Genomic DNA, 24,254 nt, shown 5'->3' on the forward strand with positions numbered 1-24,254 from the left:
TGGGAGAGGTTCAATGAGCAATCAGGGATTTGGTTCGGGCGGGTTTCCTCCCGGTGGTTTCGGCAACGTCGCCGACCCCGTGGAACTGGGCGAACTGGCCCGTCAGTACTGGAACCAGTGGGGCGAGATGCTGCGCGCAGGCGGCCCGGGTGCGCCGGCGTCGGGCTTTGTCGGCACTGCTGGTTTCCCGGGCATGGGTTTCCCCGGTGGCAACGGTCCGACCGCGACCCCGGGCCTGCCCGGCTGGAGCGAGGGGGTGAACTGGTGGTCCCAGCTGGCCAGCGGCGGGATGCCGCAGGCCGACGCGACCGTGCAGCGCTTCAATACCCAGGCCCAGGGCTGGTACGCGCAGATCCAGGAGTTGGCTGCGCGCTTTGCCGGGCAGGATGCCAGCGCGCGCGATGTCAGCCAGGCATGGAAGGAGATGTTCGGTGGCCACGCGGCCAACCCCTTCGCCGATGCGCTCAAGGGCATGCAGGGGCAGGGCCCGCAGGGTTTCGAGCAGTGGATGGCGCAGGTTTCACCGTGGCTGGAGAAGCTGCGCGAGGGCAGCAACGCCTGGCTGGAAACCCCGACGTTCGGCCTCAACCGCGAGCATGAGCAGCGCTGGAAGGAGCTCATCCAGGCGCAGCAGGCGTACCAGCGCCACAACAAGGGCTACCAGGCGCTGATGAGCGAAGCGCTGCAGGATGCCTTCACGCGCTTCGAGAAGAAACTCGACGAGTGCAGCCAGCCAGGCAACAGGCTGGAGTCCATGGGCGCGCTGTTCGACCTGTGGATCGATGCGGCCGAAGATGCGTATGCCGACATCGCCATCTCGCCCCGGTTCCGCGACGCCTACGGCGCGTTGGGCAACGCGCAGATGACCTTGCGCGCGGCGGTGCAGAAGGAAATCGAGAACGTCGGCGAATCCATGGGGATGCCTTCGCGTACTGAAGTGGATGCCGCGCACCGCAAGATCACCCAGCTGGAGCGCGAGCTTCGCCGGCTGCGTGCACAGATCGAGGCGGTCGGATCGGGCGACTCGCGTGCCACAAACGCGGGCGTTTCCGCGCGCGCGGCGCCTGAGCCAAATGCGGCGCCTGATTCGCCGGCACAGAAACCGGCGACGCAACCGGCCACGCAACCCGCCGGTGCCAGCAAGCCCGCGAGCAAGCAGCGCGGCGTTGGTGACACCGCGGCCAAAAAAGCCGCCAAGCGGGCGACGGGCAAGCCGCTCAGGAAAGCGGCCAAGTCGGTCGCCGCGAAGCAGCCCGCGAAATCCGGAGCAAAGAAAACGGCCAAGGCGGCCGCTGCCAGGAAGGCCGCGGGTGGCAAGGCAACCGCGAAAAAGGCCGCTGCCAGCGCGCCTCGCGCGGCAGTAAAGAAGACCACCACAAAGGCCAGCTGACATGGACACTTCCTCACCATTCTCCGTCGGCCCCTTCGACTTCAGCGCAGATGCCCTGGCCCGGGAGGCGGGCGGCGTCCAGGAGAAGATGCGCGCGGGGCTGAAGACCCTCCACCAGGTGGGAGACATCAGCTACGGCGCGACGCCGAAAGAGGAGGTCTGGAATGACGGCAAGGTCACCCTGTACCGCTACCGTGGCGCGCAACTGGAAGACGGCCGTGCACCTACCGCCAAGGTGCCCCTGCTGATTGCCTACGCGCTGGTCAACCGGCCATACATGGTGGACCTGCAGGCAGACAAGTCGATCGTGCGTGGGCTGCTGGCCCGCGGCGAGGACGTCTACATACTGGATTGGGGCTACCCCGATCGCTCCGACCGTTACCTTGAGCTGGAGGATTACATCCAGCGCTACCTGGGCGGTGCGATCGACCACATCCGCGCGGCCCATCACCTGGACGCCATCAACCTGCTGGGCATCTGCCAGGGCGGCGCGTTCTCGCTGTGCTACGCGGCGCTGAACCCCACGAAGATCAAGAACCTCGTCACCATGGTCACTCCGGTGGACTTCCACACCGAAGACAACATGCTGTCCAACTGGATCCGCGAAGTCGACGTGGACCTGATGGTCGACACGCTGGGCAACATCCCGGCCGACATGATGAACTTCACCTACCTGACGTTGAAGCCGTGGCGGCTCTTCGTGCAGAAGTACGTGGGCCTGATCGACATCATGGATGACAAGGAGGCGCTGGAGGACTTCCTGCGCATGGAGAACTGGATCTTCGACTCACCCGACCAGGCCGGGGAGGCATTTCGCCAGTTCACCAAGCAGTTCTACCAGGCCAATGGCTTCATCAAGGGCAGCATCCGCATCGGCGACCGCAGCGTGGACCTGTCCCGGGTCGACATGCCTGTGTTGAACGTGTTCGCCCAGCACGACCATCTCGTGCCGCCGTCCTCATCGCAGGCGCTGGGTGGCCTGGTGGGCACGGAGGACTACAGCGAACTCTCCTTCCGCGGAGGCCATATCGGCATCTACGTCTCCAGCCGTGCGCAGCGCGAGGTGCCGCAGGCCGTCCACGAGTGGCTCGCCCAGCGCTCGAGCTGACCTAAGGAGGTTTCCCAATGAAATCCGCATCCGGCCCGATGAAATCCGCATCCGGCCCGTTTACCCGCTCGCGCAGCGATCGCATGCTGGCCGGCGTCATTGGCGGCATCGCCAGGCGCTTTGGCTGGAACTCGAACCTGTTGCGACTGCTGTACGTGATCTTCTCAATCGCGTCGGCTGCGTTCCCCGGCATCATCGTCTACCTGATCCTGTGGCTGCTGATGCCGGAGGAAGGGTCCTGACAAGTCGCGTGCGTCCGGCAGGCGCGACGCTGGCCGTGCTCGCCGGCATGGCCTGGACATTGCCGAACACGCTGCTGGGGCTCGTCCTGGGAATCGCCGGGATGCCGTTTGGCGCGCGCGCCCACTGGCGTGCGGCCGATCTGGCTCTGGTGTTCCATCACTGGCGCTGGGGACCGGGCGGGGCGCTTACGCTGGGTAACGTCATCATCCACACCGGCGATGATCTGGACGCCTCGTGCCTCACCTATGCGCACAGGGCGGGGTGGGGCACCGAGACCCCGGTCTGCCTGGCCGATCACGAGCGCGCCCACGTCTTCCAGTACATGGTCCTGGGGCCGCTGTTCCTGCCCCTGTACCTGCTGTGCGGCGGCGTCAGTGCACGCAACCGGTTCGAGCGTGCCGCTGACCGCTATGCCCAGACCGGCCGCGGCTGGTGGCCTTGGTAAGGGCAAAAAAGCTGAAGCACGACGCGCGCGCTCCGCTATACTCCCGGTCCGCGCCGAAGTGGCGGAATCGGTAGACGCAGCGGATTCAAAATCCGCCGATGGAGACATTGTGGGGGTTCGAGTCCCCCCTTCGGCACCAGATAAAAACAAAGGGCCTGCGAACGATCGCGGGCCCTTTGTTTTGGCCGAGCCTCAGCTTACTTGCGTGACAGCTCGGTGACCTTCATGCCCTGCACCGACGCGCCGACTTCCAGGCCGGTATTGGCGAGAACGAACGCCACCACGGGTGCTTCCATCGAGGACGTATCGACGCTGCCGTTGGCACCGATATTGGCGACGGCAACCGTCGCATCGACACCCGCGGTCCAGCCCTTGCTGTTGCGGAACTTGTTGAGCGATTCGGTCGTGGTGAACATGTAGATGACCGACTTCGACTGGGCACCAACCTGCCAGCCTACCGAGCCGACGGCGATGCTGTAGTAGCGCCTGGGGCTGTCGGTGGTTCGCAGGGAGCCGCGTCCGTACTCGGCGCCGACGACGAAGCTGCCGCCAACCACCGAAGGGAAAACCAGTATGCCCTTGGCTGCAGAGCCGAGTTCGCGCGCGCCGGGCACCTCGCTGTACAGCCGGGCCAGCGCGGCGTCGGTCTGTGCATCGATATCGCCTGTTGACGAAAGTACATCTGTGCGGCCCGGTGGGGATGTCGTGGTGCAGCCGGCGAACATGAATGCGCAAAGCGCAAGCGCGGAGGCCATGGCCACCGGACGGAAAACCTGGGAAGTCATGCGGTATTTCTCCTTGTTACGGAGATGATGTTGGTCGGTGAGGATATGGCTTCACCGGACATCGGACTTCCAAGCTAACAGTGGCCGGGAGACGTACCTGTCAAGGACCGGCAACTACCCGAGGAGATCGAGGGCGATCTCGTAAACGGGTTCCGGGCGCTTGAACAGGTATTCACCGTTGCGGATCGAGGCCAGTACGTCCGCGCGCTGGCGAACCGCTTCGAAAGGCGAGCGGGCATCAAGCACGAGGAAGTTGGCCGGCTTGCCCTCTTCGATGCCGTACTGATCTTCGACGTTGAGCGTCTTGGCACCGTTGTAGGTGATCAGGTCCAGGCAGCGATCAATCTCGTCAAACGACATCGTCTGCGCCAGATGGATGCCGTTGTCGAGGATGTTCATCATGTTGCCGTTGCCGAGGGGATACCACGGGTCGTTGATCGAGTCCTGGCCAAAACAGACGTTGATGCCGCTCTCCCACATCTCCTTGACCCGGGTAAGTCCGCGGCGTTTGGGATAGGTGTCCTGGCGGCCCTGCAGATAGGCGTTCTCGGTCGGGTTGGCTATGAAGTTCATCCCCGACTGCTTGAACAGGCCCATCATGCGGAACGCCCAGGCGTTGTCGGCCGATCCGAACGAGCATGTGTGGCTGGCGGTCGAGCGGGTGCCGATGTTTTCGATCATCACCAACGCATTGAGCAATTCCACGTGACGGCTCATCACGTCGTCGGTTTCGTCGCAGTGCACGTCGATCAGCTTGCCGTACTTCTCGGCCAGCTCCACGGTGCGGCGGACGGACTTCTCACCGATCTCGCGGGCCCATTCGAAGTGGGGAATCCCACCGACGCAGTCCGCGCCCATCTTCAGTGCCTCCTCGATCATCTCGTCGCCGCCCTTGTAGGCGTACATGCCTTCCTGCGGAAACGCGACGATCTGGATGGTGACCTTCTCCTTGAGCTGATCGCGGATCTCCAGCATCGCCTTCAGGCCGGTCAGCTTGGGATCGCAGACGTCGATGTGGGTGCGGATGAACTGGACGCCCTTGGAGACTTGCTCCTCGATGCCCCTCAGTGCCCGCTCTTTTGCATCTTCCAGGGTCTGGGTTTTCTTGACGTCGTGCCAACGGGCGATGCCTTCGAACAGCGTGCCGCTGGTGTTCGCCGCGCCCTCGCTCTGGGCGGTATAGACGTAGTCAAGATGCAGGTGGGAATCAACGTAAGGTGGAACCACCAGGCGGCCCTTCAGGTCGATTTCCTCATCGGCGGCGGACAGGTTCCTGCCGATCTGCGTGATGGCGCCCTTGTCGACGAGGATTTCGCTGACCTCGTCGTGCTGTCGATAGATTCGTGCGTTGGTGAACTTTTTCATGATGCTCCCTTTCGTTTACGGCGACGGACTCCGGGAAGACCGCAGCGTGCGTCTGGCCAGGAACGCAATGACGATGGCCGCGATAAAGCAGGCGAGGGACACGTAGACGATGTGCCTGACTCCCTCGGAAGGGGAGCGGTTCAAGAGCATGCCGCCGACCCAGGTGGCGATCATGATCGAGAGGTTGAACACGCTTGATTGCACCGACGTGGCCACATCCTTGGCGCTCTCGACCTGCTTGCTCACAGCGGTCTGGTACATGGTCACCAGCGGTCCGAAGGCCAGTCCCCACAGGAAGAACGCGACGTGCGAGACCCCCACGGTGCCCTTGAAAGCGAGGAACATCGCCATGGAGAGGGCGCCGACGCCGAGCATGGCCACGATGAGGGGCCGCAGGTACGCATCGATGTAACGCGCCGAAACGACCACCGAAATCACCGAGCCGATCCCGAATATCAGCAGGGCGATGCCGATGCCGCCGGCGAAACCGATCATCTCCACCAGCAGGGCGATGTAGGTATAGACACCGTAATGCGCTGCGACGGACAAGAAGGTCAGCAGCAGGACGATCAGGATCGACGGCATCTTCAGCATCGCCAGCGGCGAGTTGGTCCTGTCGAGCTTCTCGCCGCCGATGGAGGGAAGGAAGAAATAGGACAGCACGGCGATCACTGCGACGATGGCACCCAGCCCCAGGAACACGCTGTCCCAACCGAGCGCGAGACCGAGGGCTGTCATCGCCGGCAGGCCGATGCTGATGCCCAGTGTGTTGCCGGACATGATCACCGTGATGGCCTTGCCGTGCATGTGCTCGGGAACAAGTCTTGTCCCGTAGGCGGCGATCATCGGCCACATCACGCCCGCGCAGATGCCGCCGACAATCCGCGCCCCGATGATGATGGGATAGGAAGAGGACACGCCCACCACCACGTTGGACACCGCGAAGCCGATCAGCAGTGCCATCAGCAACGCCTTGCGGTTGAAGGCGAGGGTCGCGCTGATCAAGGGAATGGCGGCGACGGCGGAGGCCAGCGCATAGATGCCCACCAGAAACCCGACGTCACTTTCCTCAATCCCGAGCCCGTCGGTCATCTGGGGGAGGATGCCCGAGGGGACGAGCTCGGAAAGGATTCCCACGAACGTGACGCTGGCCATGAGGCCAAGGACAAACCAGGAAAAGGTCGGCTTGTCGGAGGAGGGGGCAGTGGCGGACAAAGTACTCTCCTTGTAGGCGAGCAGTCCGGCTCCAGGCGTCTGGTAATGGGTGGAATCTGGACGACCCGCCGAGCCAAGCTCGGCGGAGGCACGTTACCTGCAGGTGAACGTCCGGAGCGTCAGGACATCGGCTCGGGTTCACGCAGCTCGCCGATCTTCGGCGGCAGCGGGATGAATTCCTGGTTGTCCAGGTCCGGCAGTTTCATGCGCCCCGCGGACCAGTCCTCGCGCGCCTGGTCGATGCGTTCCTTCGAGGAGGACACGAAGTTCCAGTCGATGTAGCGCGGCCCGACCGGATCGCCGCCCAACGCCATCACCACCGCGTCGCCGTCGGCGGTGATGGTTGCCGCCTTGCCGGGAGCGAGGACGGCCATGAACCCTTGCTCGATGCGCTGACCGTCCAGATCCACTGCGCCTCGTGCCACGTAGACCGCACGCTCCGGGTATTCCGCCGGCAGCGAGACCCGGGCGCCGCCCCGCATGTCCCAGTGGACATAGAACTGGGGAGATTCGGTCCGCACCGGCGAGCCCACGCCCGACAGGCTCCCCGCAATCAGTCGGCCGACCACCCCATCGGCGTCAAAGACCGGCAGCGCTGCGCTGTCGTAGTGCCAGAACCCAGGGTCCATTTCCTCACGCTCGTCGGGCAGCGCGACCCAGGCCTGGATGCCGTCCAGCAGGCCGCCTTCGCGACGCAGCCGCTCGAAGCGCTCCGAATGGGTGATTCCGCTGCCGGCGGTCATCAGGTTGACCTCGTTGGGTCCGACCGGTTGCTCCGATCCAACACTGTCGCGATGCATGATCTCGCCATCGAACAGATAGGTCAGGGTGGACAGACCGATGTGCGGATGCGGGCGCACATCCGCCTCGCGGGGCAGGCCGGGCGCCATGTCCTTGGGGCCCATGCGGTCAAAGAAAATGTACGGGCCCACCATGCGGCGCTGCGCGAACGGAAGCACGCGTCCGACTTCGAAACTGCCGAGGTCACGGGTGCGCTGCTGGATGACAAGTTCGATCACGCAGGTATTCCTTCTGACTCAGCTGTCCGCCGGCACCTTGCTCAGCATGTGCTCGATGTGCTCGTGGAAGGACTTGAGGTAGTTGCCGAGAAACTTCGCGGTGGACTCGTTGGCGATCTCGCCGGCGTCGTTGATCATCCCGTCCTTGAAGTGGATGTAGGCCTCGGGGGAATTCATCTGCGGGGAGTCGAGGAAGCCCAGGATGCTGCGCAGGTGCTGCTGGCATACCGCGGTCCCGATCGCGCCGATCGATGCACCGACCACGGCGGACGGAATCCCGGCAAACGAGTTGGTTCCCCAAGGGCGGCTGGCCCAGTCGAACGCGTTCTTCAGCCCGCCCGGAACGGAGCGGTTGTACTCCGGCGTCACGATCAGGATCGCATCGCAGCTCTCGATGTCCTTCTTGAATTTGCGTCCGACCTCCGGGTAGTCCGGGTCGTAGTCGTAACTGTAGATCGGCAGGTCGCGGTAGGAGATCTCTTCGAACTGCAACGCTTCCGGTGCCAGCTTGAACATCGCATTGGCCAGCTTCCGGTTGATCGATTCGGTGGCCATGCTGCCAATCAGGTACCCAACTTTGTACGTCTTCATCGCTCAGCTCCTTGTGCCCGACGGGAGGGACCTCCCGTAGTATCTGGGACCCTTATACGGCCGGGGCAGTAACGGATCGATGAAACACCTTAGCGCCACCGAGCGTCTCTACGCGCTGGTCGCCAATGAAGAGGACGCGCGCGTCTGCACCGACATCAGCGAGGATGCGTGCAGGGAGGTGCCCGGCAACTTCTTCCGCATCATCGTCGCCAGCATGTTCACCAAGATCGGCGACCTGCTGATCAACCCCAAGACCGTGCTGGCGTGGCTGATCGTGGCGGTCGGTGCGCCCCAGGCACTGGTCGGGGTGCTGGTGCCGATCCGCGAGTCCGGCTCGCTGATTCCGCAGCTGGTGATCGGCGCCTGGGTGCGCCGGCACCCGGTCCGCAAATGGTTCTGGGTGATGGGCGCGATCCTGCAGGGGCTGGCCGTGCTCGGCATGGCCCTGGCCGTTTGGCTTCTGGAGGGTGTGCCGGCGGCCCTGACGGTGGTGGGTCTGCTGGTGGTGTTCAGCGTCAGCCGCGGGTTTTGCTCGGTGGCCATGAAGGACGTGCAGGGCAAGACGGTGCCGAGGTCCCGGCGGGGACGCCTCGCCGGGTTGGCTTCCACTCTGTCGGGCGTGGTCGCGCTGATCGTCGGGCTGCTGCTGTTTGAGGGCGGCAGTGATCCCAGCATGCGTTTTTACTCATTCCTCCTGCTGGCGGCCGGGCTGTGCTGGTTTGTGGCGGCTGCGGTGTTTGCCGGATTGGATGAGTTCGAGGGCGAGACGGCCGGTGGTGGCAACGCCCTGCGGGAGGCCGTCAGCAGCCTCAGCCTGCTGGGGCGCGATGCGCCCTTTCGCAACTTCGTGATCGCCCGGGCATTCCTGCTGGCGTCCGCCCTGGGTTCGCCGTTCGTGGTGGTACTCGCCCAGCAGAGGGATGAAAGCGCCGTGCTGCTGGGCGGCTTCGTCGTCGCATCCGGGCTGGCCAGCGCGGTCAGCGCAAGCGTGTGGGGCTTCATGGCTGACGCGTCCAGCCGCCAGGTAATGATCCTGGGCGGCGGTCTGGCCGCCGCGGTGTGCCTGTTCGTCGCCGGACTGACGCTGCTGAGTCCCACGTGGCGCGTCGGCGGATGGTTCTATCCCGGGGCGTTTTTTGTGTTGGCGATCGCCCATTCCGGTGTACGCATCGGTCGCAAGACCTACCTGGTGGACATGGCCGAGGGCAACCGGCGCACCGACTACACGGCGGTCAGCAACACCGTGATCGGGGTGCTGCTGCTGGTGACCGGTGGCCTCAGCGCGGCCGTGGCCATGCTGGGCACTTCCTGGGCCTTGCTCCTGCTCGGGGCCATGGGCCTGCTCGGGACAGCGTGGTCGTGGCGCTTGCCCGAAGTCTCCCGCACGGAGGCCAACACCGCCGATGACGGCGAGTGATGAGACCGGATGATGCGCGTCAGAACGCGATGCTGCTCTTCAGCCCGAACACCAGGGCGTTGTCGTGCTCGCGGTTCCCGCCCGGGTGGCGGACGTACTGCAGGTTCGGTCGCAGGGTGACGGACGATAGCGGACGCCAGCCGTAGAAAACTTCGGCGACGTATTCGTTGCCATCCATCACCGGCCCCGCATTCGCGGGATGCAACTGGTTGTACAGCCGCTGATGGTCGGCCGCGCGGCCGTTGGCGTGGGTGGCGCCAACCGCGAAGCCCGCCGAGTCCTCCGCGCGTCCGAACAGTCCCTGGTATTGCACGCCCAGCGCGATCTGGCGGTCGGTGGCGGAGGTGTCCCGATCGGCTTGCGTGACATTGAGGAAAACCGTGGCGCCTGAATCCCCGGTCCCGCTGATCTTCTGCTGGAAGCTCAGGTAGGCGCCGTCGCGATGACTGTGTTGCAGCGGTTCGCCGTCACTGAGCGCGATCGGCTGCCGATGGCGGTCCCAGTACAGATCGGACCCTTCCGCGCTGCTGTACCACGCGCCGACCTTGTAGTTGCCGGCCCGCCCGTTGAACTGCGGCTTCCAGACGAACTCCAGCGGGATCAGCACGCCTGTCGTGCCGTCGGGGAAATCCGGCTTCCAGCCGTTGCGGCGCGCGTAGCCGTCATCCACGTATTTGGGATTGACCTGGTACGCGCCGATCTGCACATAGGTGCTTTCAGTGGTGTTGAGCTTCAAGCGCGTCGCCCACTGGCTCGTGGGCCAGTTCACCCAGTAGTCGCCGACGATGCTGCCGGGCTGGGCGCCGCAGAAGGTGAGGTTCTGGAAATTGCAGGAGAACTGGTGGAAATCCTCTCCCACCGGCAGCCGTCCGATGCGCCAGTCCAGCCTGCCGTCCAGGAAGCTCTGGCCCAGGGCGAGGACGGTCAGGTGCAGCGTCTGGCCGCGACCGTAGACTTCCTGCAGCAGCTGGTTGTTGCCGATCTGCGCATCGGCGCCCAGATCCCGGCCGTTGCGCTGGGTATAGACGATCTGGAACCGGCTACCGCGCCAGCCCCACAGCGATTCCAGGTCGAGGTTGGCGCCCAGCTTCCACTGGTCGGCGTAGCGCGTCAGGCGGCGCGTGCCACCGGAGAAGTTGTGCGCGATCTCGCTGTCGTAGCCGATGTCGAACACGAGCCCTTTGTCGGCAAGCCGGGTTCTGCTTCCGTCCCAGTCGCCGAACAGGTAAGGGCTCTCGGCAGCGTGCGCCGACGAGCAGGAGCACAGGCTGATCCAGATGAACGCGACAAGCGCCCGGGTGATCGACGTGTACGCACCTGTCGTCATTGAAGGCTCCTGATGTAGGGTGGAAACGAAGTCGGGTTTCTGCGTGCAACGACCTCTATCTGCTGCATCTTTTCGATTCGTGTCCTTGCCTGGAGTATGCCTTGTCTGATGACCGCTCAAGTCCTGCCAGCTCGGTGAATCGATCCACTGACCTGGGTCGTCGGCGTTTTCTTGCCGTCTCCGCACTTGCCGCCTCGGTCGCCGTCGCGGTGGGCGCTTCGCCTGGTCTGGCACAAGGGGTGGTCGCCGCGACCGAGGTCGATCCGGACTTTGTCGAACTGTCACGTTTCCTCACCGCGCGGCCGGAGCTGGACGCACGCATCGTGGCGCGCGCCCACCAGGGGCTGACCCAGGCGCACACCGGTTTCGCTGCGCAATGGGCAGCGCTGGACCGCGCGATCTCCGGGGCCAAGCTGGCCGATGTCGATGCGTTCGCCGCATCCGACCTGTACGGCGATCCCGCGCTCAGGGGCACGGCCATGGCGATCATCTCCGCGTTCTACCTCGGGCAGGTGGGGCAGGGCGACGACGCGACCCTGGTCAGTTTCGAGAAGGCGCTGATGTTCCAGCCGACCGAGGGAATCATCGTCATCCCTACCTACGCGCTGGGTGGACCGAATTACTGGGACGACCTTGTCCTGCCCGCCGAATGAGCAACTCCTGAGGATCTGAGCATGTCCACAACCTACGATGCCGATGTCATCGTCGTCGGCTCCGGAGTGCTGGGCAGCGTTGCCGCGCACAGTCTGGTGACCGCCGGCAAGTCGGTGATCATCCTGGAAGCCGGACCCCGCGTGCCGCGCTGGAAGATCGTCGAGAACTACCGCAACCGCCCCAACAAGCTGGACTACAACGCGCCGTACCCGGACCAGCCCTGGGCGCCCAAATCCTCCGGCGGTCCCTACGCCGATGACTACCTGCAGAATGTCGGCCCGTTCACGCTCAAGCCGGGCATGTTGCGGCTGGTCGGTGGCACGACCTGGCATTACGCCGGTGCGGCGTGGCGCTACATTCCCAACGATTTCAAGATCAGGACGCTGTACGGCGTCGGCCGCGATTGGCCGATCGACTACGACGATTTGGAGCCGTGGTACCAGCTGGCCGAGGAGGCGATGGGTGTCTCGGGCAGCGAAACCGACGACCAGAGCGGCCAGGGCGGCGCGCCTTTCCCGCCGCGCTCCAAGCCGTATCCGATGCCGATGCGGCCGTGGACTCATTACACCAAGCGCCTGTCGGAGACGTTCAGCGCTGCGGGCCATCACTTCATCGATGAGCCCAACTCCACCAATTCCCAGCCCTACGACGGTCGGCCGGCTTGCAGTGGCAACAACAACTGCATGCCGATCTGCCCGATCGGTGCGCTGTATTCGGGCGAGGTGCACGCCTACAAGGCCGAGCGCGCCGGCGCAAAACTGCTGGAGAACTCGGTCGCCTGGAAGCTGGAGAAGGGCGCCGGCGGCAAGATCGTGGCGGTGCACTACAAGTCGCCGGAGGGCAAGTCGACCCGCATCACGGCCAAGTACTTCATCGTCGCCGCCCACGGCGTCGAGACACCCAAGCTGCTGTTGATGTCCGAGGTCGCCAACTCCTCCGACCAGGTCGGACGCAACCTGATGGACCACACGGGCATCGCGTTGAACATGCTCACCAAGGAAGCGTTGTGGCCGGGCCAGGGCCCGGTGCAACAAGGCGGCATCTTCGATCGGCGCGATGGCGAACACCGCAGGCAATACGCCGCGATCAAGCACTCACCGCGCAACGGAATCGCCAACCAGCTGGTCACCGAACCGCTGCTGGAGGAGGGCTTGATGGGCAGCGAGCTGGACCGCCGCATCCGCCATGACGCCGCGCGCTTTGTCGAGATTTCCACCACCTTCGAGATCCTGCCGCTGCCGCAGAACCGCATCACGCTGAGCCCGAAGAAGGACGCGATCGGCCTGCCCAAGCCGCAGATCTATTACGACGTGGACGATTACTTCCGTACCGCCGTCGACGTGGCCAAGCAGGACTACCAGCGTTTCGTGAAGCTGTTCGAAGCCAAGCTGCTCGATGACGACAGCGGTCCGCAGAACCGCGACCACATCATGGGCACCGTGATCATGGGCAGCGACCCGGCCGATTCGGTCGTGGATGGCGATTGCCGCACGCACGACCACCCCAACCTGTTTCTGGCCACCACCGGTGTGATCCCGGCCTCCGGGGTGATCAACCCGACCCTGACCGGCGCGGCACTCGCCTTGCGCGCCGCCGACGTCATCCGCCGCGAAATATGACCATGCGAGGAGCCCCCATGCCCATGGCGTCGTCTGATCTGGTCCGGCGGATAGTGCTGCTGGTGGTGCTGTGCGTCAGCGGCGGCGCGATGGCGCAGACGGGACAGGACACGAGCCTCGTGGAGCGGGGCCGCTACCTGGCCACCGCAGCGGACTGCGTCGCCTGCCACACGACCGACCCGGCCAAGCCGTTCGCCGGAGGCGTCTCGATCCCCACGCCGTTCGGCCAGATCGTCGCGCCCAACATCACGCCCGATCCCGACACCGGCATCGGCAAATGGACCGACGAGGAGTTCTATCGGGCGATGCACGAGGGGGTGGGCAGGAATGGCGAGAACCTGTACCCGGCGTTCCCCTACGACGCCTTCACCAAGCTCTCGCGCGAGGACGTGCTGGCCATCAAGGCCTATCTGTTCAGCCTGCCGGCGATGAGCCAGGACAATCCGGTCAGCGAACTGGGCTTTCCGTTCAACCAGCGCTGGATCCTGTCGGGCTGGAAGCTGCTGAACCTGCGCAAGGGCGAGATGAAGCCCGAACCGGCGCAGGATGATGCATGGAACCGTGGCGCGTATCTGGTCGAGGCGCTCGCGCATTGCGGCACCTGCCACACGCCGCGCGACTTCAGCATGGGCAGCGACGAGAGCCGGAAGTTCGGCGGCGGCGCGGTCGGCAGCTGGCAGGCCTACAACATCACCCCTGATCCGGTCAGCGGTATTGGCGACTGGAGCGACGATGAGCTGGTGGAGTACATGCGCACCGGCATGGTCGCCGGCAAGGGCGGCGCCGCCGGCGGGATGGGCGAGGCGGTCGAGCATTCGCTGAGCAAACTGCCCGAGCAGGACCTGCGTGACATCGTCACCTACCTGCGCGCGCAGAAGCCGGTTCGCGATCCGGCCGACGAAAAGCCGCGCCACGGTTGGGGCGCGCCGAGCGAGGATGTCAGCGCGTTCCGCGGCGACGAGACCGGTGACGACCCCGATGGTCGGGCGATCTTCTACGGTGCGTGTTCCTCGTGCCATGGCATGGCGGGCGCCGGCACCGATGACGGAGAATTCCCGCCGCTGTTCCGCAACACCGTCGTCGGTGCCAGGCAGGCGAACAACCTGGTCATGGCCATCCTTGAAGGCGTCCATCGAACCGTCGATGGCGAGACCGTCAGCATGGAGGCCTTCGAGCACAAGCTGACCAGCGCCGAGGTGGCCGCGGTCAGCAACTACGTGCTGAAAACCTACGGCAATCCGGCCGGCGCAACGGTCGATGCGGCAATGGTCGATGAGCTGCGCAGGAACGCCGGTGAGCAACCGCTGGTGGCAAAGCTCGCCATGCCGGGGCTGATCATCGGTGTGATCGTCATCCTCGCCCTGGTGTTCTGGTTGCTGACCCGACGCAGGCGGCGCTCGCTCCGCTGAAGGCTCTGCCAGCCTCGGAAGGCCAAGGAGAAGCGCAGCTCAGAAGTGGCTGTCGCCGACGAACGTCGGCGGCGTCTGCAGGTCCTGGTCCGCCGCCGCGTCGGCCACCGTGTCGGCGATGATCCTGCGACGGTCAAGCTGATCCTTGAACGCCATCGCCAGCGCGACCACCACCACCAGCGAAATCAGGCCGAAGCCGATGACCACGGCCACCGACCAGGACCACCGCGCCAGCGATGCGAACACCGCCGCGGTGATTACGGCGATGCCGACTGATGTACCAATGCGCTGGCCGGTCTGCATGATCGCCCCCGAACTGCCCGCGTACTCCAGCGGCACCTCGGCCAGCGTCAGGGTCTGGTTGGGACTGATCACGGCGCCCTGCGCCAGGCCGATGAACGACAGCGACAGCATGAGCCACCACACGCTCAGGCCGTATTGCTCATGCAGGAAAACGACCGCGATGCTGGCGGCGAGCCCGAACAGGGCGAGGAAGAGTCCGGCAATCACGATCCTGCGGCCGTACTGGTTCACCCGCCGCCCGGACCAGTGCGCCGCGTAGGCCGAGAGCAACGCACTGGGAATCCCGAACAGGCCGGACTCAAACGCGGTCTTTCCCTGCCCATCCTGCACGTACAGCGCCACCAGCACCCAGATACTGGTCATGCCGGTGAAGTACAGGGTCATGATGGCCGTGCCGTTGGTAAAGCTGCTGGTGCGGAAGATGTCCAGGTCCACCATCGGCGTGTGGCCCAGCCGCGGGCAGCGCTGCTCCCACCGCACCCATAGCCAGACCAGGACGCCGCCGACCGGCAGCAAGCCCCACCACAGCGGCGAGCCACCGGATTCCATGAACGGGTAGAGGATCGCCAGCAGCGCCAGCCCCAACAGGACCGAGCCGACCGGGTCCAGCGACCAGAGCCAGCTTGCCGGTTTTTCCCTGCCGCCGGTCGTCGCCTGCGGCGGTTTGCGGAAAAGCGGCTTCGGGAACCACCTCATCCCCAGGATGATCGCGATGATGCCGATAGGCACATTGACCAGGAAGGTCAGGCGCCAGCCGAGTTCCGGTCCGCCGGCCCCGATCAGGAAACCGCCCAGCACCGGGCCGATCGCCACTGAAACGCCCACCGCCGTTCCCAGGTAGCCGAAGGCCTTGCCGCGATCATCGCCGCGGAAGTAATGCTGGATCATCCCGATCACCTGCGGGCTGAGCAGGCCCGAGCCGATTCCCTGGACGAAGCGCGCTGCGTTGAGCCACATCGCATCCGAGGCGAATCCGGCCGCAATGGAGGACACGGTGAAGATGCCCACACCGACGAGGAAGATCCCGCCGCGCCCGACGATGTCGCCCGCGCGCCCGGCGGCAACCAGGATGATCCCGAAGGTCAGCGCATAGCCCGACAATACCCACTGCAGGTCCGACTGGTCCGCATCCAAGCCGACCTGGATGGAGGGCAGGGCGACGTTGACGATGCTCACGCCGATCAACGACATGAAGATCACGCCCAGCAGCACCGCCAGGATGCGCCAGCGGCTCGCGCCGTCTGCCTGCTCCATCAAATGGCAGCAACCGCTGCGGACACTGACGATGTACCCGAGAGCAGCTCGAACTGTTTGCCCCAGGTGTTCTTGGCGCCCAGCACCTGCAGCAGGACGGTGGCCACGTCATCGCGCGGGACCGTGCCGTGGCGGCCGAGATCCTTAGCGATCTCGACCCTGCCGCTGCCCGCCTCGTCGCTGAGCGTGCCTGGACGAACGATCGTGTAGTGCAGATCGCTCTCGCGCAGGTGCTCGTCGGCGGCCTGCTTGGCGGCGAGGTAATGCTGCAGGCCCTCGGGTCCTTGTCCCGGCGTGTCGGCGCCCATGGAGGACACCATCACGAACCGCTCGACGCCTGCCTTCTGCGCTGCATCGATGACTGCGATTGCGCCATCGCGGTCGACCGCATCGGTCTTCTCCGCACCGCCCTTGCCGCCCGAGCCCGCGGTGAAAATGACCGCATCGCAGCCGTCCAATGCGGCCTGGATGTCGTGCTCCAGATCCGCCACCACGGTGGCATCGGCGCCAAGCTCTCGCAGCTCCGCCGCCTGCTTCGCGTCGCGGATCGTTGCCTGGCTTTGATGTGGACCGGAGGCCATCTGCTGGATCAGCCGACGGCCGATATTGCCGTTTGCACCGACGATGAGGACGCGCATGGGAGTTTTCCTGGATGATTGGGGCCGGCGCTGTCGCATGCAGCAGAAGCAGGCGGCTCTAGGAACAGGGCTGCGACGATTCGGCTTTGGAAGCCCGGCTGTGGAAGCGCTGGTGCCTGTTCTACGCCATCGGGTGTCCAGTGCGCGTGTGCAAGCACGCTGCGCGTCAGCGCGCGACGGTCGACGCGCCAGGGCATCCGTCGCGCGGTTGCGCCTGCCGGATGCTTACAGGTCGACCGGCAGCGCCTTCTCGACACGCGCGAACCACTCGCCATCCACCGGCACGAACATCGCGCAGGTCTCCATCGGTCCCTTGTAGATGTGGACCGAGATCGCGATCTGGTCGCTGCTGCTGTTGCGGATCGCGTGATATTCGTGCGGCGGGATCAGGCTGCCGGCGCTGCCCGGACCGGCGATCATGCCGCCGGTGCCGCGGAAGCGGAACCGCTCGCCGTCGCGTTCCAGCAACTCGTACTGGGTGATGTCCAGACCGCCCTGCCAGACGCCTTCCACGCACCACAGGCCGCAGTGGTCGTGCACGGGGGTGCCCTGGCCGGGCCCCCAAGTCATCGCCACAACGCTGTAGCCGTGCTCGGCGCTGCGATAGATCTCGCGGCGTGCGTAATGGCCTTCGATGGGCTCGGAGACGCAATCGGGCAGCTGGATCTCGCTGTCGGGAATGATGCTGGACAGCGCATTGCGCAGCGCTGCCGTTACCTGGTGCTCGTCGCCGCGGCTGACGGCGGCATCGAGCAGGGCGACGAGCTTGGCTCGGCCGGGAAAGCTGATGTCGGGCAGGGTGATGTCGGGCAAGGCGTTTGCGTTCATGTGATTGATTCTACTGGATGGGCTCGCGAGCGCCGGGGCACGCAATCCGCCGAGCAGCGCAGGTCGCGCGAATCACAGGCTGTCGAAAAACGTGCGGATTGCCGGGCAGTAGCGCTCGTAGTCCACCAGGAATGCGTCATGGCCCTGCGGGGACGGCATCGGCAGGCACTCCGCCGCTGCGCCGCCCTCGCGCAGCCCGTCCGCAATCTCCATCTGCTGCTGCAGCGGGAACAGGACATCGGTCTGCGCACCAATGGTCAGCGCACGATCGATGCGGATCGCTGCCAGTCCGGCACGCGTGTGCGCCTGGCTGGCCGCGCGGTCGCCCACCTCGCGCTCGGCGCAGTGGTCGCCCAGATCGAACCAGTCCATCGAGCGACTCAGGTACAGGTAGCAGTTGGGATCGAAATGGCGGACAAAACGGCGCGCGTGGGCTTCCAGGTAGCTTTCCACCTGGAACTCGAGGCCAAAGGGCTCGTCGTCGGTCTGCTCGGAGTCCAGCCTGACCCGACCGAAGCGGCCATCCCATTCCAGCGCCGAGCGATAGGTGATGACGCCCAGCTTGCGCGCCATGCGCATGCCGGACTCCGGGTAGGCTGCGTCGCTGTAATCGCCACCGTTGAAGTTGGGGTCCAGCCGGATCGCCTCGCGCTGCAAGGAGCGGATGGCGATCGACCATGGCAGTGCGCGGGCGGCGCCGGCGACGTTCAGATGCGCGGCGGCGATGCCCGGGTGGCGGATCAGCAGCGACAGCGCGACCATCCCGCCCATCGAATTGCCGACCACGCAGGCCAGCCGCTCGATGCCCAGCGCGCGGACCACATGGGCGAGGGCGTCGGCGCCGTCCTCGATCGAGAGCTCGGGGAAACGGAAGCGGTACGGCAGCCCCGTGTCGGGGTTGCTGGAGGCGGGCCCAGTGGATCCCTTGCAGCTGCCCAGTGGGTTGGCGCAGATGACGAACCAGCGATCGGTATCGATCGGCTTGCCCGGGCCGACCATCGGCTCCCACCAGCCATCCGCCGGATTGGCCTCGGACGAGGCCATGTGGGCATTAGGCGAGAGGCCGGGCGCGACCAGCACGGCGTTGTCGGCGGCGGCGTTGAGTTCGCCCCAGGTCTCGTAGGCAATCCGCGCACCGTGCAGGCGGCCGCCGCGTTTCATCGGAAAGGGCGAGGGCAGGTCGATCCAGCGCGTGCTTGGCGGAATGAATTCGGTCATTGCGCGACCATTATTTGACCACCTTGTCGATCAGAAGCGCCGCGGCGACTTCGGGCCCGGCCTCGACCTCGACCGGCGCCGACTCGAAATCGCCGGGGCGGGCGCTTGCCTCGCCGCTGGCGGAAATGCGTGCGCTCAGGCGCACCTGCTCGAGCTCGGACAGCTTCATGGTGGGCATCAGGCTGTCGCTGTCAGTCAGGGTCACGGTGAGCGGAAAGCCACCGGCCTGCAGCTTCTTTACCGCGACCGGCACCGGGGACCCATTGGTCTGGCGGGCGATGACGAAGACGCTAGCGCCCTGCGGATACTGCATCGCCAGACGTGGGTCAAGCGATACGCTGACGGTGATGTTCACCGGCGACGCCGCGACCGGCGCCGCCTCAGGCAGCGGTTCCATCCCGGCATCCAGTCGCGCGGCGTCGATCTGCGGACGCAGGCTGGCGGCCGTTGCAGCATCCACCTGGGCGAGCAGCGGTTCCCAGGTCGCGACCGCGGCGGCGGCGTTGCCGGCCTGGCGCTGGGCGATACCGAGGAACCAGCGGGCGCGCTGGTGGTCGGGCTGCTGGGCGAGTGCGTGCTCCAGCATGCCGACCGAAGTGGCGTCGAAACTGCGGTCGGCGTGCGAGCGGGCGCGGACCTCGGCGGCTTCGGCCAGGATGTCGGGGTCATCGGGTGCCAGCTTGAGTGCCCGGTCATAGGCCTGCATCGACTCCGCGATATCGCCCTGGGCAAGATGGGCGCGGGCAAGCAAGCGCCAGCCCTCCACCTGGTTGGGGTCGCGGGCCAGCTCGGCCTCCAGTTGACCGACCGCGTCAGCCAGCGTCTCCGGCGCGGTGCGCTGCAGCGGATCCAGCGCGCGAGGTGTGCCCACAAACGAATAAATCAGCCCGGCGCTGGTCGCCAGCAGCACCGCCAGCGCGATGCCCGGCAAGGGACGGCTGCGCCACAGCGGCCGCAGCACCCACAGCATCGAGGCCAGCGCCATGCCAAGTCCGGCGATCACGAAAACGGTCATCACCACTCCTGGTCTTCATCGATGGCGGCGGTGGCTTTTGCGTTGTCAGCGGTTCCGGCCGCACCCATCCGCGCATGCCGCCGGACCACGTTGACCACGACCCCCGCGCCGGCCAGCAGCACCAGGGCCGGGCCGAACCACAGCAACCAGGTCTTGGTGTCCATCCGCGGCCGGTACAGCACGAACTCGCCGTAGCGGTCCACCAGGTAGTCCTTGACCTCCGCGTTCGACTTGCCCTGGCGCATCAGCGTCAGCACCTCGTGGCGCAGGTCCTGGGCGATGGCCGCATTGGAGTCGGCAAGCGACTGGTTCTGGCATTTGACGCAGCGCAGCTCGCCGGCCAGGTCGTGGAAGCGGTCGGCTTCGGCCTGGTCGGTGAACTGCATCGGCGAGGGGTCCCTCACCGCCTGCGCGAAAGCCAACGTCGGCAACAGCAGGGCGAGCAGCAATACCAGCGGCCAGCGACGCCTCATGATTCAGCGTCCATGCGATCGAGCAGGGGGATGACCTCGTCGTCGAGGATTTGCTCGGTCACGGTGCCAACGTGCTTCCAGCGAACCACACCCTTGGCGTCGACCAGGAAGGTCTCCGGTGCACCGTAGATGCCCCAGTCCAGTGCGGTCTCGCCGCTGTAGTCGGTCAGCACCACGAAGTAGAGGTTGCCGAACTGCTCCAGCCAGCGCAGGGCGTCTTCGCGCTCGTCCTTGAGGTTGTAGCCGACCACGCGCACGCGCTTGGTCTCGGCAAATCTGGTGAGCACTGGATGCTCGACCCGGCACTCCGGGCACCAGCTGCCCCAGACGTTCATCAGGTACGGCTCGCCCAGCAGGTCCCTGGACGAGATGCGGTAGGACGCGTCATGCAGCACCGGCAGGTCGAACGCCGGCGCCGGCTTGCCGATCAACGGCGAGGGCAGGGCTTCTCGATCCTGATTGCGGCTCAGGATCACGCCCGCCAGCAGGAGGGCGCCAATGGCCGCCGCCGCCAGCAGCGGCACCCAGCGCGAGAAGGTCGATTTTTCGATGGGAGTCATGGCGTGGCCTCGGGTCGGACAGCAGGCGGCGCCGGCCGGCGGAATCGTTTGTCGGAAGCCGATACCAGCCCGCCAAGCATCATCAACAGGGCGCCGGCCCAGATCCAGCGCACGAACGGCTTGACCTGCATGCGCAGTGCCCAGGCATCGTTGCCCAGCGATTCGCCGATGGCGACGTAGAGGTCGCGGGTGACGCCGCTGACGATCGCCGCCTCGGTCATGACTTCGCCGCCACTGGCGTAGGTGCGCTTCTCGGGGTGCAGCTCGGCAAGCGGCTTGCCGTCCTTGAACGCGTGCACGGTGGCGTAGCTGGCGGTGTAGTTCGGCCCCTGGCGCATGTCGACGCCGTCGAAGCGGAACGCGTAGTGGCCCAGCTCCACGGTCTCGCCCGCCTTGACCGCCACTTCCTTCTGCTGCTCCAGGCCTTCAACCAGCAGCGCTCCTACCAGGAAAACCGCCACGCCCAGATGGGCCAAGGTCATGCCCAGCATTTCCGCGGTCATGCGCGTCCTGGCGCCCTTGTAGCGGGACCACACGAAACGCAGCGTTCCCAGCCCCACCCAGGCGGCGCCGAAGATGCCCGCGGCCACCTTCCAGCGACCCTGCGGTGCAAGGAAGAATGCGGCCACGCCGGCCACCAGCGCGACGAGCAGCCACGGCGCGAGCATTGCCATCACCCGCGAGGGCTGGTCACGCTGCCAGCGCGTCAGCGGCCCGAATGGCAACAGCAACACGATCGGTGCCATCAGCAGGATGAACAACAAGGCAAAGTACGGCGGCCCGACGGAGATCTTGCCCAGCTCCAGCGCGTCGGCCAGCAGGGGATACAGCGTGCCCAGCAGCACCATCGCGCAGGCCGTCGCCAGCAGCAGGTTGTTCGCCAGCAGCAGGGTCTCGCGCGAATAGACCGCAAACGGCTTGTCGTGATGGATTCCCGGGGCACGGATGGCGTAGAGAACCAGCGAGCCGCCGATCACGATGCCCAGGAAGATCAGGATGAACAGGCCGCGCGCCGGGTCGGCCGCGAAGGCGTGCACGCTGGTCAGCACGCCGGAGCGCACCAGGAACGTCCCCAGCAGCGACAGCGAGAAACTGGCAATCGCCAGCAGCAGGGTCCAGCCGCGGAAGCTGCCGCGCTTCTCGGTAACGGCCTGGGAGTGCAACAGCGCGGCGCCGGCCAGCCACGGCATGAAGCTCGCATTCTCGACCGGATCCCAGAACCACCAGCCACCCCAGCCGAGCTCGTAATACGCCCACCAGCTGCCCAGCGCGATGCCCAGGGTAAGGAATGACCAGGCGACGTTGGTCCATGGCCGGGTCCAGCGCACCCAGCGCGTGTCGACCCTGCCGTCCAGCAGCGCGGCGATGGCGAAGGAGAACGGCACGGCGAAACCCACGTAGCCGATGTACAGCATCGGCGGATGGATGATCATCCCCGGGTCCTGCAGCAGCGGATTGAGGTCGCGCCCTTCCATTGCGGCCGGCAGCAATCGCTCGAACGGGTTGCTGGTGAAGATCAGGAAGGCAAGGAAGCCCAGGCTGACGATGCCCATCACCCCGAGCACGCGGGCGACCACCTCCGCCGGCAGGCGCTGGGAGAACTTCGCCACCGCGCCCGTCCACAGCGTGAGCACCGTCGCCCACATCAGCAGCGAGCCCTCGTGCGCGCCCCAGACTGCGGTGTAGCGATAGCCCAGCGGCAGCAGGGAGTTGGAGTTCTCCGCCACGTACCGCAACGAGAAGTCCTGCATGACGAAACCGATCGTCAGCACCACGAAGGCAAATCCTACCAGCACCATCTGCGCGTAGGCCGCCGGCCGGGCGACGGCCATCCAGGTGTGGATGCCGCGGTGGGCACCAATGAGTGGCAATGCGGCCTGCAGCGCCGCCACCAGCAGGGCAAGAATCAGGGCGAGTTGGCCCAGCTCCGGCAGCATGCCTACGGCCCCGCCGGGGTATCTACGTCGTGTTTCTGGTGGGCGATCCCCATCTTGTCGGCCACTTCCTTGGGCATGTAGGTCTCGTCGTGTTTGGCCAGCACTTGCTCGGCGACGAAGAGGTCGCCCTCCATCCGGCCGGTGGCGATCACCGCCTGGTTCTCGCGGAACAGGTCGGGGAGGATTCCGGTGTACACGACGGGCATCTCGGCGTCGCCGTCGGTTACGCTGAAGTGCGAGTCCAGTGAGCCGTCGGTGCGTTTGAGAGAACCTTCCGCGACCATGCCGCCGAGGCGGAACCGGGCCTGGCCGGATGAGACGTCCGCGCCGGCCTCGCCGGTGATCACCTCGTTGGGCGTGTAGAGATAGGCGACGTTGCGCTGCAGCGCCATGGCCACCAGCGAGGCGGCGATGGTGGCGGCGACGACAAGGGCAAGCACCCAGATCAGGCGGCGGCGGCGAATCGGATTCATCGGGTCAACTCGTTGGAGACGGAGGGCGGCGCCTGGTGCGTGCGAGCGGCGGCTTGGCGCGCGACACGGCGACGTGCGTTGCGCAACTCCCGGCGCACCTGCAGCCAGCTGGCGAGGAACTCCCCGCCCAGCACGACCGCAAACACCGCGTAGGCGGCAATCACATAGCCCAGGTAACTCATGGCGAGATACCCGGGCTCGTCTGGGGCCTGTCACCGGTCGGCGCGGACGCCAGCGCGGCGACCCAGGCCTTGCCCGATTCGCGGCGCAGGTTGTCGGCGCGCGCGCGCACCAGCAGCGCGCCGATGAACCACAGCTTGGTACCGACCAGCATCCAGATCAGCGGCTGCAGCATGCTGGGGTCCATCGTCGACTCCCCCAGCAGGCGGATCGTCTGGCCCTGGTGCAGCGAGTTCCACCACACCACCGAGTAACGGATGATCGGCAGCAACACCACGCCGACAATCGCCAGCAGGCCTGCGGCACGCGCTGCACTGCGGCGGTCATCAATCGCGTTGTACAGGCCGATCACGCCCAGATACAGGAACAGCAGGATCAGCTGGGTGGTCAGGCGCGGGTCCCAGTCCCACCAGGTGCCCCACATCGGCTTGCCCCAGATCGAGCCGGTGGCCAGGGTAATCAGGGTGAACCCGGCGCCGATCGGTGCACAGGCCATCGCCAGGATCTCGCACAGCTTGATCCGCCAGACCAGCGCGATCGCGGCGTAGATCGCCATCAGGCCGAACACCGCCAGGCTCATCCATGCCGCCGGCACGTGGATGTACAGGATGCGGAAGCTGTCGCCCTGCTGGTAGTCGGCCGGCACGGTGAACAGGGCGCCATAAATACCCCACGCCATCACCAGCAGGCCCAGCCCGTACGCCCAAGGCGCCCAACGGGCGGCGAAACGGTCGAAGGTGGGAGGCGAACCGAGTTTGTGGAACCACAGAACGATGGGATTCATATGC

At 65.8% G+C, this 24,254-nt stretch carries 25 protein-coding genes and 1 tRNA gene; 9 read left to right on the forward strand and 17 right to left on the reverse strand.

Annotated features, from left to right (window positions below; translation table 11 throughout):
- Positions 1-13 precede the first annotated feature (13 nt).
- The 5 genes from phaE to INQ41_RS06155 all read left to right on the forward strand — a co-directional run bounded on the left by phaE (position 14) and on the right by INQ41_RS06155 (position 3,325).
- A complete protein-coding gene (gene phaE, locus INQ41_RS06135) occupies positions 14-1,390 on the forward strand; it encodes a class III poly(R)-hydroxyalkanoic acid synthase subunit PhaE (RefSeq protein ID WP_193987018.1) in 1,377 nt (458 codons plus the stop codon).
- A 1-nt stretch (position 1,391) separates the two neighbouring features.
- Complete coding sequence (locus INQ41_RS06140) at positions 1,392-2,498, forward strand: class III poly(R)-hydroxyalkanoic acid synthase subunit PhaC (protein ID WP_193987019.1); 1,107 nt, start codon at positions 1,392-1,394, stop codon at positions 2,496-2,498.
- Positions 2,499-2,536: 38 nt separating this feature from the next.
- The gene (locus tag INQ41_RS06145; protein ID WP_193987243.1) at positions 2,537-2,740 is read left to right on the forward strand and encodes a PspC domain-containing protein; all 204 of its coding nucleotides are present in this window, start codon (positions 2,537-2,539) and stop codon (positions 2,738-2,740) included.
- Between the two features lie 47 nt (positions 2,741-2,787).
- Positions 2,788-3,186: a hypothetical protein gene (locus INQ41_RS06150; RefSeq protein ID WP_193987244.1), complete on the forward strand. Its 399-nt coding sequence runs from the start codon at positions 2,788-2,790 to the stop codon at positions 3,184-3,186.
- Positions 3,187-3,238: 52 nt separating this feature from the next.
- Positions 3,239-3,325 (forward strand) — tRNA-Leu (locus INQ41_RS06155).
- Between the two features lie 58 nt (positions 3,326-3,383).
- On the opposite strand, the gene INQ41_RS06160 is transcribed toward INQ41_RS06155, so the two are convergent.
- The 5 genes from INQ41_RS06160 to INQ41_RS06180 form a co-directional block, all read right to left on the reverse strand.
- Positions 3,384-3,971, reverse strand: a complete 588-nt coding sequence (locus INQ41_RS06160; protein WP_193987020.1) for a BPSL1445 family SYLF domain-containing lipoprotein — start codon at positions 3,969-3,971, stop codon at positions 3,384-3,386.
- A gap of 114 nt (positions 3,972-4,085) precedes the next feature.
- On the reverse strand, positions 4,086-5,336 hold the full coding sequence (gene codA, locus INQ41_RS06165) for a cytosine deaminase (protein WP_193987021.1): 1,251 nt from the start codon (positions 5,334-5,336) through the stop codon (positions 4,086-4,088).
- A gap of 15 nt (positions 5,337-5,351) precedes the next feature.
- Positions 5,352-6,551 (reverse strand): MFS transporter, encoded by a 1,200-nt coding sequence (locus INQ41_RS06170; protein ID WP_228076735.1) that lies wholly within the window; start codon positions 6,549-6,551, stop codon positions 5,352-5,354.
- A gap of 119 nt (positions 6,552-6,670) precedes the next feature.
- Entirely contained in the window at positions 6,671-7,570 is a 900-nt protein-coding gene (locus INQ41_RS06175) for a pirin family protein (RefSeq protein ID WP_193987022.1), read from the reverse strand.
- Positions 7,571-7,588: 18 nt separating this feature from the next.
- On the reverse strand, positions 7,589-8,161 hold the full coding sequence (locus tag INQ41_RS06180) for an NADPH-dependent FMN reductase (protein WP_193987023.1): 573 nt from the start codon (positions 8,159-8,161) through the stop codon (positions 7,589-7,591).
- A gap of 79 nt (positions 8,162-8,240) precedes the next feature.
- Between INQ41_RS06180 and INQ41_RS06185 the strand changes: the two genes are divergently transcribed.
- Positions 8,241-9,578, forward strand: coding sequence for an MFS transporter (locus tag INQ41_RS06185; RefSeq protein ID WP_193987024.1), 1,338 nt, complete (start codon positions 8,241-8,243; stop codon positions 9,576-9,578).
- 19 nt (positions 9,579-9,597) lie between these two features.
- On the opposite strand, the gene INQ41_RS06190 is transcribed toward INQ41_RS06185, so the two are convergent.
- Positions 9,598-10,905, reverse strand: a complete 1,308-nt coding sequence (locus INQ41_RS06190; RefSeq protein WP_193987025.1) for a carbohydrate porin — start codon at positions 10,903-10,905, stop codon at positions 9,598-9,600.
- 101 nt (positions 10,906-11,006) lie between these two features.
- Between INQ41_RS06190 and INQ41_RS06195 the strand changes: the two genes are divergently transcribed.
- From INQ41_RS06195 to INQ41_RS06205, 3 genes are read left to right on the forward strand one after another with little or no spacing between them, the layout of a single operon-like run.
- The gene (locus INQ41_RS06195) at positions 11,007-11,558 is read left to right on the forward strand and encodes a sugar dehydrogenase complex small subunit (RefSeq protein ID WP_193987026.1); all 552 of its coding nucleotides are present in this window, start codon (positions 11,007-11,009) and stop codon (positions 11,556-11,558) included.
- Between the two features lie 21 nt (positions 11,559-11,579).
- Positions 11,580-13,178, forward strand: a complete 1,599-nt coding sequence (locus INQ41_RS06200) for a GMC family oxidoreductase (RefSeq protein WP_193987027.1) — start codon at positions 11,580-11,582, stop codon at positions 13,176-13,178.
- Between the two features lie 23 nt (positions 13,179-13,201).
- Positions 13,202-14,587 (forward strand): cytochrome c, encoded by a 1,386-nt coding sequence (locus INQ41_RS06205; RefSeq protein WP_193987028.1) that lies wholly within the window; start codon positions 13,202-13,204, stop codon positions 14,585-14,587.
- Positions 14,588-14,626: 39 nt separating this feature from the next.
- On the opposite strand, the gene INQ41_RS06210 is transcribed toward INQ41_RS06205, so the two are convergent.
- The 11 genes from INQ41_RS06210 to INQ41_RS06260 all read right to left on the reverse strand — a co-directional run bounded on the left by INQ41_RS06210 (position 14,627) and on the right by INQ41_RS06260 (position 24,250).
- Positions 14,627-16,144 carry an MFS transporter gene (locus tag INQ41_RS06210; RefSeq protein WP_193987029.1) on the reverse strand — a complete coding sequence of 506 codons (1,518 nt, stop codon included), beginning with the start codon at positions 16,142-16,144 and terminating at the stop codon, positions 14,627-14,629.
- Positions 16,144-16,782, reverse strand: a complete 639-nt coding sequence (locus INQ41_RS06215; RefSeq protein WP_193987030.1) for an SDR family oxidoreductase — start codon at positions 16,780-16,782, stop codon at positions 16,144-16,146. Before INQ41_RS06215 ends, INQ41_RS06210 begins: the two co-directional genes overlap by 1 nt.
- Positions 16,783-17,007: 225 nt before the next feature.
- Positions 17,008-17,610, reverse strand: a complete 603-nt coding sequence (locus INQ41_RS06220) for a cysteine dioxygenase family protein (protein ID WP_193987031.1) — start codon at positions 17,608-17,610, stop codon at positions 17,008-17,010.
- A gap of 72 nt (positions 17,611-17,682) precedes the next feature.
- Positions 17,683-18,828: a homoserine O-acetyltransferase MetX gene (gene metX / locus INQ41_RS06225; RefSeq protein ID WP_193987032.1), complete on the reverse strand. Its 1,146-nt coding sequence runs from the start codon at positions 18,826-18,828 to the stop codon at positions 17,683-17,685.
- Between the two features lie 10 nt (positions 18,829-18,838).
- Positions 18,839-19,843 carry a c-type cytochrome biogenesis protein CcmI/CycH gene (locus INQ41_RS06230; RefSeq protein ID WP_193987033.1) on the reverse strand — a complete coding sequence of 335 codons (1,005 nt, stop codon included), beginning with the start codon at positions 19,841-19,843 and terminating at the stop codon, positions 18,839-18,841.
- Positions 19,843-20,316 (reverse strand): cytochrome c-type biogenesis protein, encoded by a 474-nt coding sequence (locus INQ41_RS06235; protein ID WP_193987034.1) that lies wholly within the window; start codon positions 20,314-20,316, stop codon positions 19,843-19,845. The genes INQ41_RS06230 and INQ41_RS06235 overlap by 1 nt, the downstream gene beginning before the upstream one ends.
- Entirely contained in the window at positions 20,313-20,876 is a 564-nt protein-coding gene (locus INQ41_RS06240; protein ID WP_193987035.1) for a DsbE family thiol:disulfide interchange protein, read from the reverse strand. Before INQ41_RS06240 ends, INQ41_RS06235 begins: the two co-directional genes overlap by 4 nt.
- On the reverse strand, positions 20,873-22,813 hold the full coding sequence (locus INQ41_RS06245) for a heme lyase CcmF/NrfE family subunit (RefSeq protein ID WP_193987036.1): 1,941 nt from the start codon (positions 22,811-22,813) through the stop codon (positions 20,873-20,875). Before INQ41_RS06245 ends, INQ41_RS06240 begins: the two co-directional genes overlap by 4 nt.
- 2 nt (positions 22,814-22,815) lie before the next feature.
- Complete coding sequence (gene ccmE, locus INQ41_RS06250; RefSeq protein WP_193987037.1) at positions 22,816-23,286, reverse strand: cytochrome c maturation protein CcmE; 471 nt, start codon at positions 23,284-23,286, stop codon at positions 22,816-22,818.
- Positions 23,283-23,468: a heme exporter protein CcmD gene (gene ccmD, locus INQ41_RS06255; RefSeq protein WP_193987038.1), complete on the reverse strand. Its 186-nt coding sequence runs from the start codon at positions 23,466-23,468 to the stop codon at positions 23,283-23,285. The genes ccmE and ccmD overlap by 4 nt, the downstream gene beginning before the upstream one ends.
- Positions 23,465-24,250 carry a heme ABC transporter permease gene (locus tag INQ41_RS06260; RefSeq protein ID WP_193987039.1) on the reverse strand — a complete coding sequence of 262 codons (786 nt, stop codon included), beginning with the start codon at positions 24,248-24,250 and terminating at the stop codon, positions 23,465-23,467. Before INQ41_RS06260 ends, ccmD begins: the two co-directional genes overlap by 4 nt.
- Positions 24,251-24,254: the final 4 nt, after the last annotated feature.

Origin of the sequence: Lysobacter ciconiae, from assembly GCF_015209725.1 — a bacterium.
Taxonomy (GTDB): Bacteria; Pseudomonadota; Gammaproteobacteria; order Xanthomonadales; family Xanthomonadaceae; genus Novilysobacter; species Novilysobacter ciconiae.

Excerpts from the sequence above, each read along its gene's own strand:
- phaE (WP_193987018.1), top strand. The coding sequence starts at position 14 with ATGAGCAATCAGGGATTTGGTTCGGGCGGGTTTCCTCCCGGTGGTTTC.
- INQ41_RS06140 (WP_193987019.1), top strand. The coding sequence starts at position 1,392 with ATGGACACTTCCTCACCATTCTCCGTCGGCCCCTTCGACTTCAGCGCA.
- INQ41_RS06145 (WP_193987243.1), top strand. The coding sequence starts at position 2,537 with ATGAAATCCGCATCCGGCCCGTTTACCCGCTCGCGCAGCGATCGCATG.
- INQ41_RS06150 (WP_193987244.1), top strand. The coding sequence starts at position 2,788 with ATGGCCTGGACATTGCCGAACACGCTGCTGGGGCTCGTCCTGGGAATC.
- INQ41_RS06160 (WP_193987020.1), bottom strand. The coding sequence starts at position 3,971 with ATGACTTCCCAGGTTTTCCGTCCGGTGGCCATGGCCTCCGCGCTTGCG.
- codA (WP_193987021.1), bottom strand. The coding sequence starts at position 5,336 with ATGAAAAAGTTCACCAACGCACGAATCTATCGACAGCACGACGAGGTC.
- INQ41_RS06180 (WP_193987023.1), bottom strand. The coding sequence starts at position 8,161 with ATGAAGACGTACAAAGTTGGGTACCTGATTGGCAGCATGGCCACCGAA.
- INQ41_RS06185 (WP_193987024.1), top strand. The coding sequence starts at position 8,241 with ATGAAACACCTTAGCGCCACCGAGCGTCTCTACGCGCTGGTCGCCAAT.
- INQ41_RS06190 (WP_193987025.1), bottom strand. The coding sequence starts at position 10,905 with ATGACGACAGGTGCGTACACGTCGATCACCCGGGCGCTTGTCGCGTTC.
- INQ41_RS06200 (WP_193987027.1), top strand. The coding sequence starts at position 11,580 with ATGTCCACAACCTACGATGCCGATGTCATCGTCGTCGGCTCCGGAGTG.
- INQ41_RS06205 (WP_193987028.1), top strand. The coding sequence starts at position 13,202 with ATGGCGTCGTCTGATCTGGTCCGGCGGATAGTGCTGCTGGTGGTGCTG.
- INQ41_RS06210 (WP_193987029.1), bottom strand. The coding sequence starts at position 16,144 with ATGGAGCAGGCAGACGGCGCGAGCCGCTGGCGCATCCTGGCGGTGCTG.
- INQ41_RS06215 (WP_193987030.1), bottom strand. The coding sequence starts at position 16,782 with ATGCGCGTCCTCATCGTCGGTGCAAACGGCAATATCGGCCGTCGGCTG.
- INQ41_RS06220 (WP_193987031.1), bottom strand. The coding sequence starts at position 17,610 with ATGAACGCAAACGCCTTGCCCGACATCACCCTGCCCGACATCAGCTTT.
- metX (WP_193987032.1), bottom strand. The coding sequence starts at position 18,828 with ATGACCGAATTCATTCCGCCAAGCACGCGCTGGATCGACCTGCCCTCG.
- INQ41_RS06230 (WP_193987033.1), bottom strand. The coding sequence starts at position 19,843 with ATGACCGTTTTCGTGATCGCCGGACTTGGCATGGCGCTGGCCTCGATG.
- INQ41_RS06235 (WP_193987034.1), bottom strand. The coding sequence starts at position 20,316 with ATGAGGCGTCGCTGGCCGCTGGTATTGCTGCTCGCCCTGCTGTTGCCG.
- INQ41_RS06240 (WP_193987035.1), bottom strand. The coding sequence starts at position 20,876 with ATGACTCCCATCGAAAAATCGACCTTCTCGCGCTGGGTGCCGCTGCTG.
- INQ41_RS06245 (WP_193987036.1), bottom strand. The coding sequence starts at position 22,813 with ATGCTGCCGGAGCTGGGCCAACTCGCCCTGATTCTTGCCCTGCTGGTG.
- ccmE (WP_193987037.1), bottom strand. The coding sequence starts at position 23,286 with ATGAATCCGATTCGCCGCCGCCGCCTGATCTGGGTGCTTGCCCTTGTC.
- ccmD (WP_193987038.1), bottom strand. The coding sequence starts at position 23,468 with ATGAGTTACCTGGGCTATGTGATTGCCGCCTACGCGGTGTTTGCGGTC.
- INQ41_RS06260 (WP_193987039.1), bottom strand. The coding sequence starts at position 24,250 with ATGAATCCCATCGTTCTGTGGTTCCACAAACTCGGTTCGCCTCCCACC.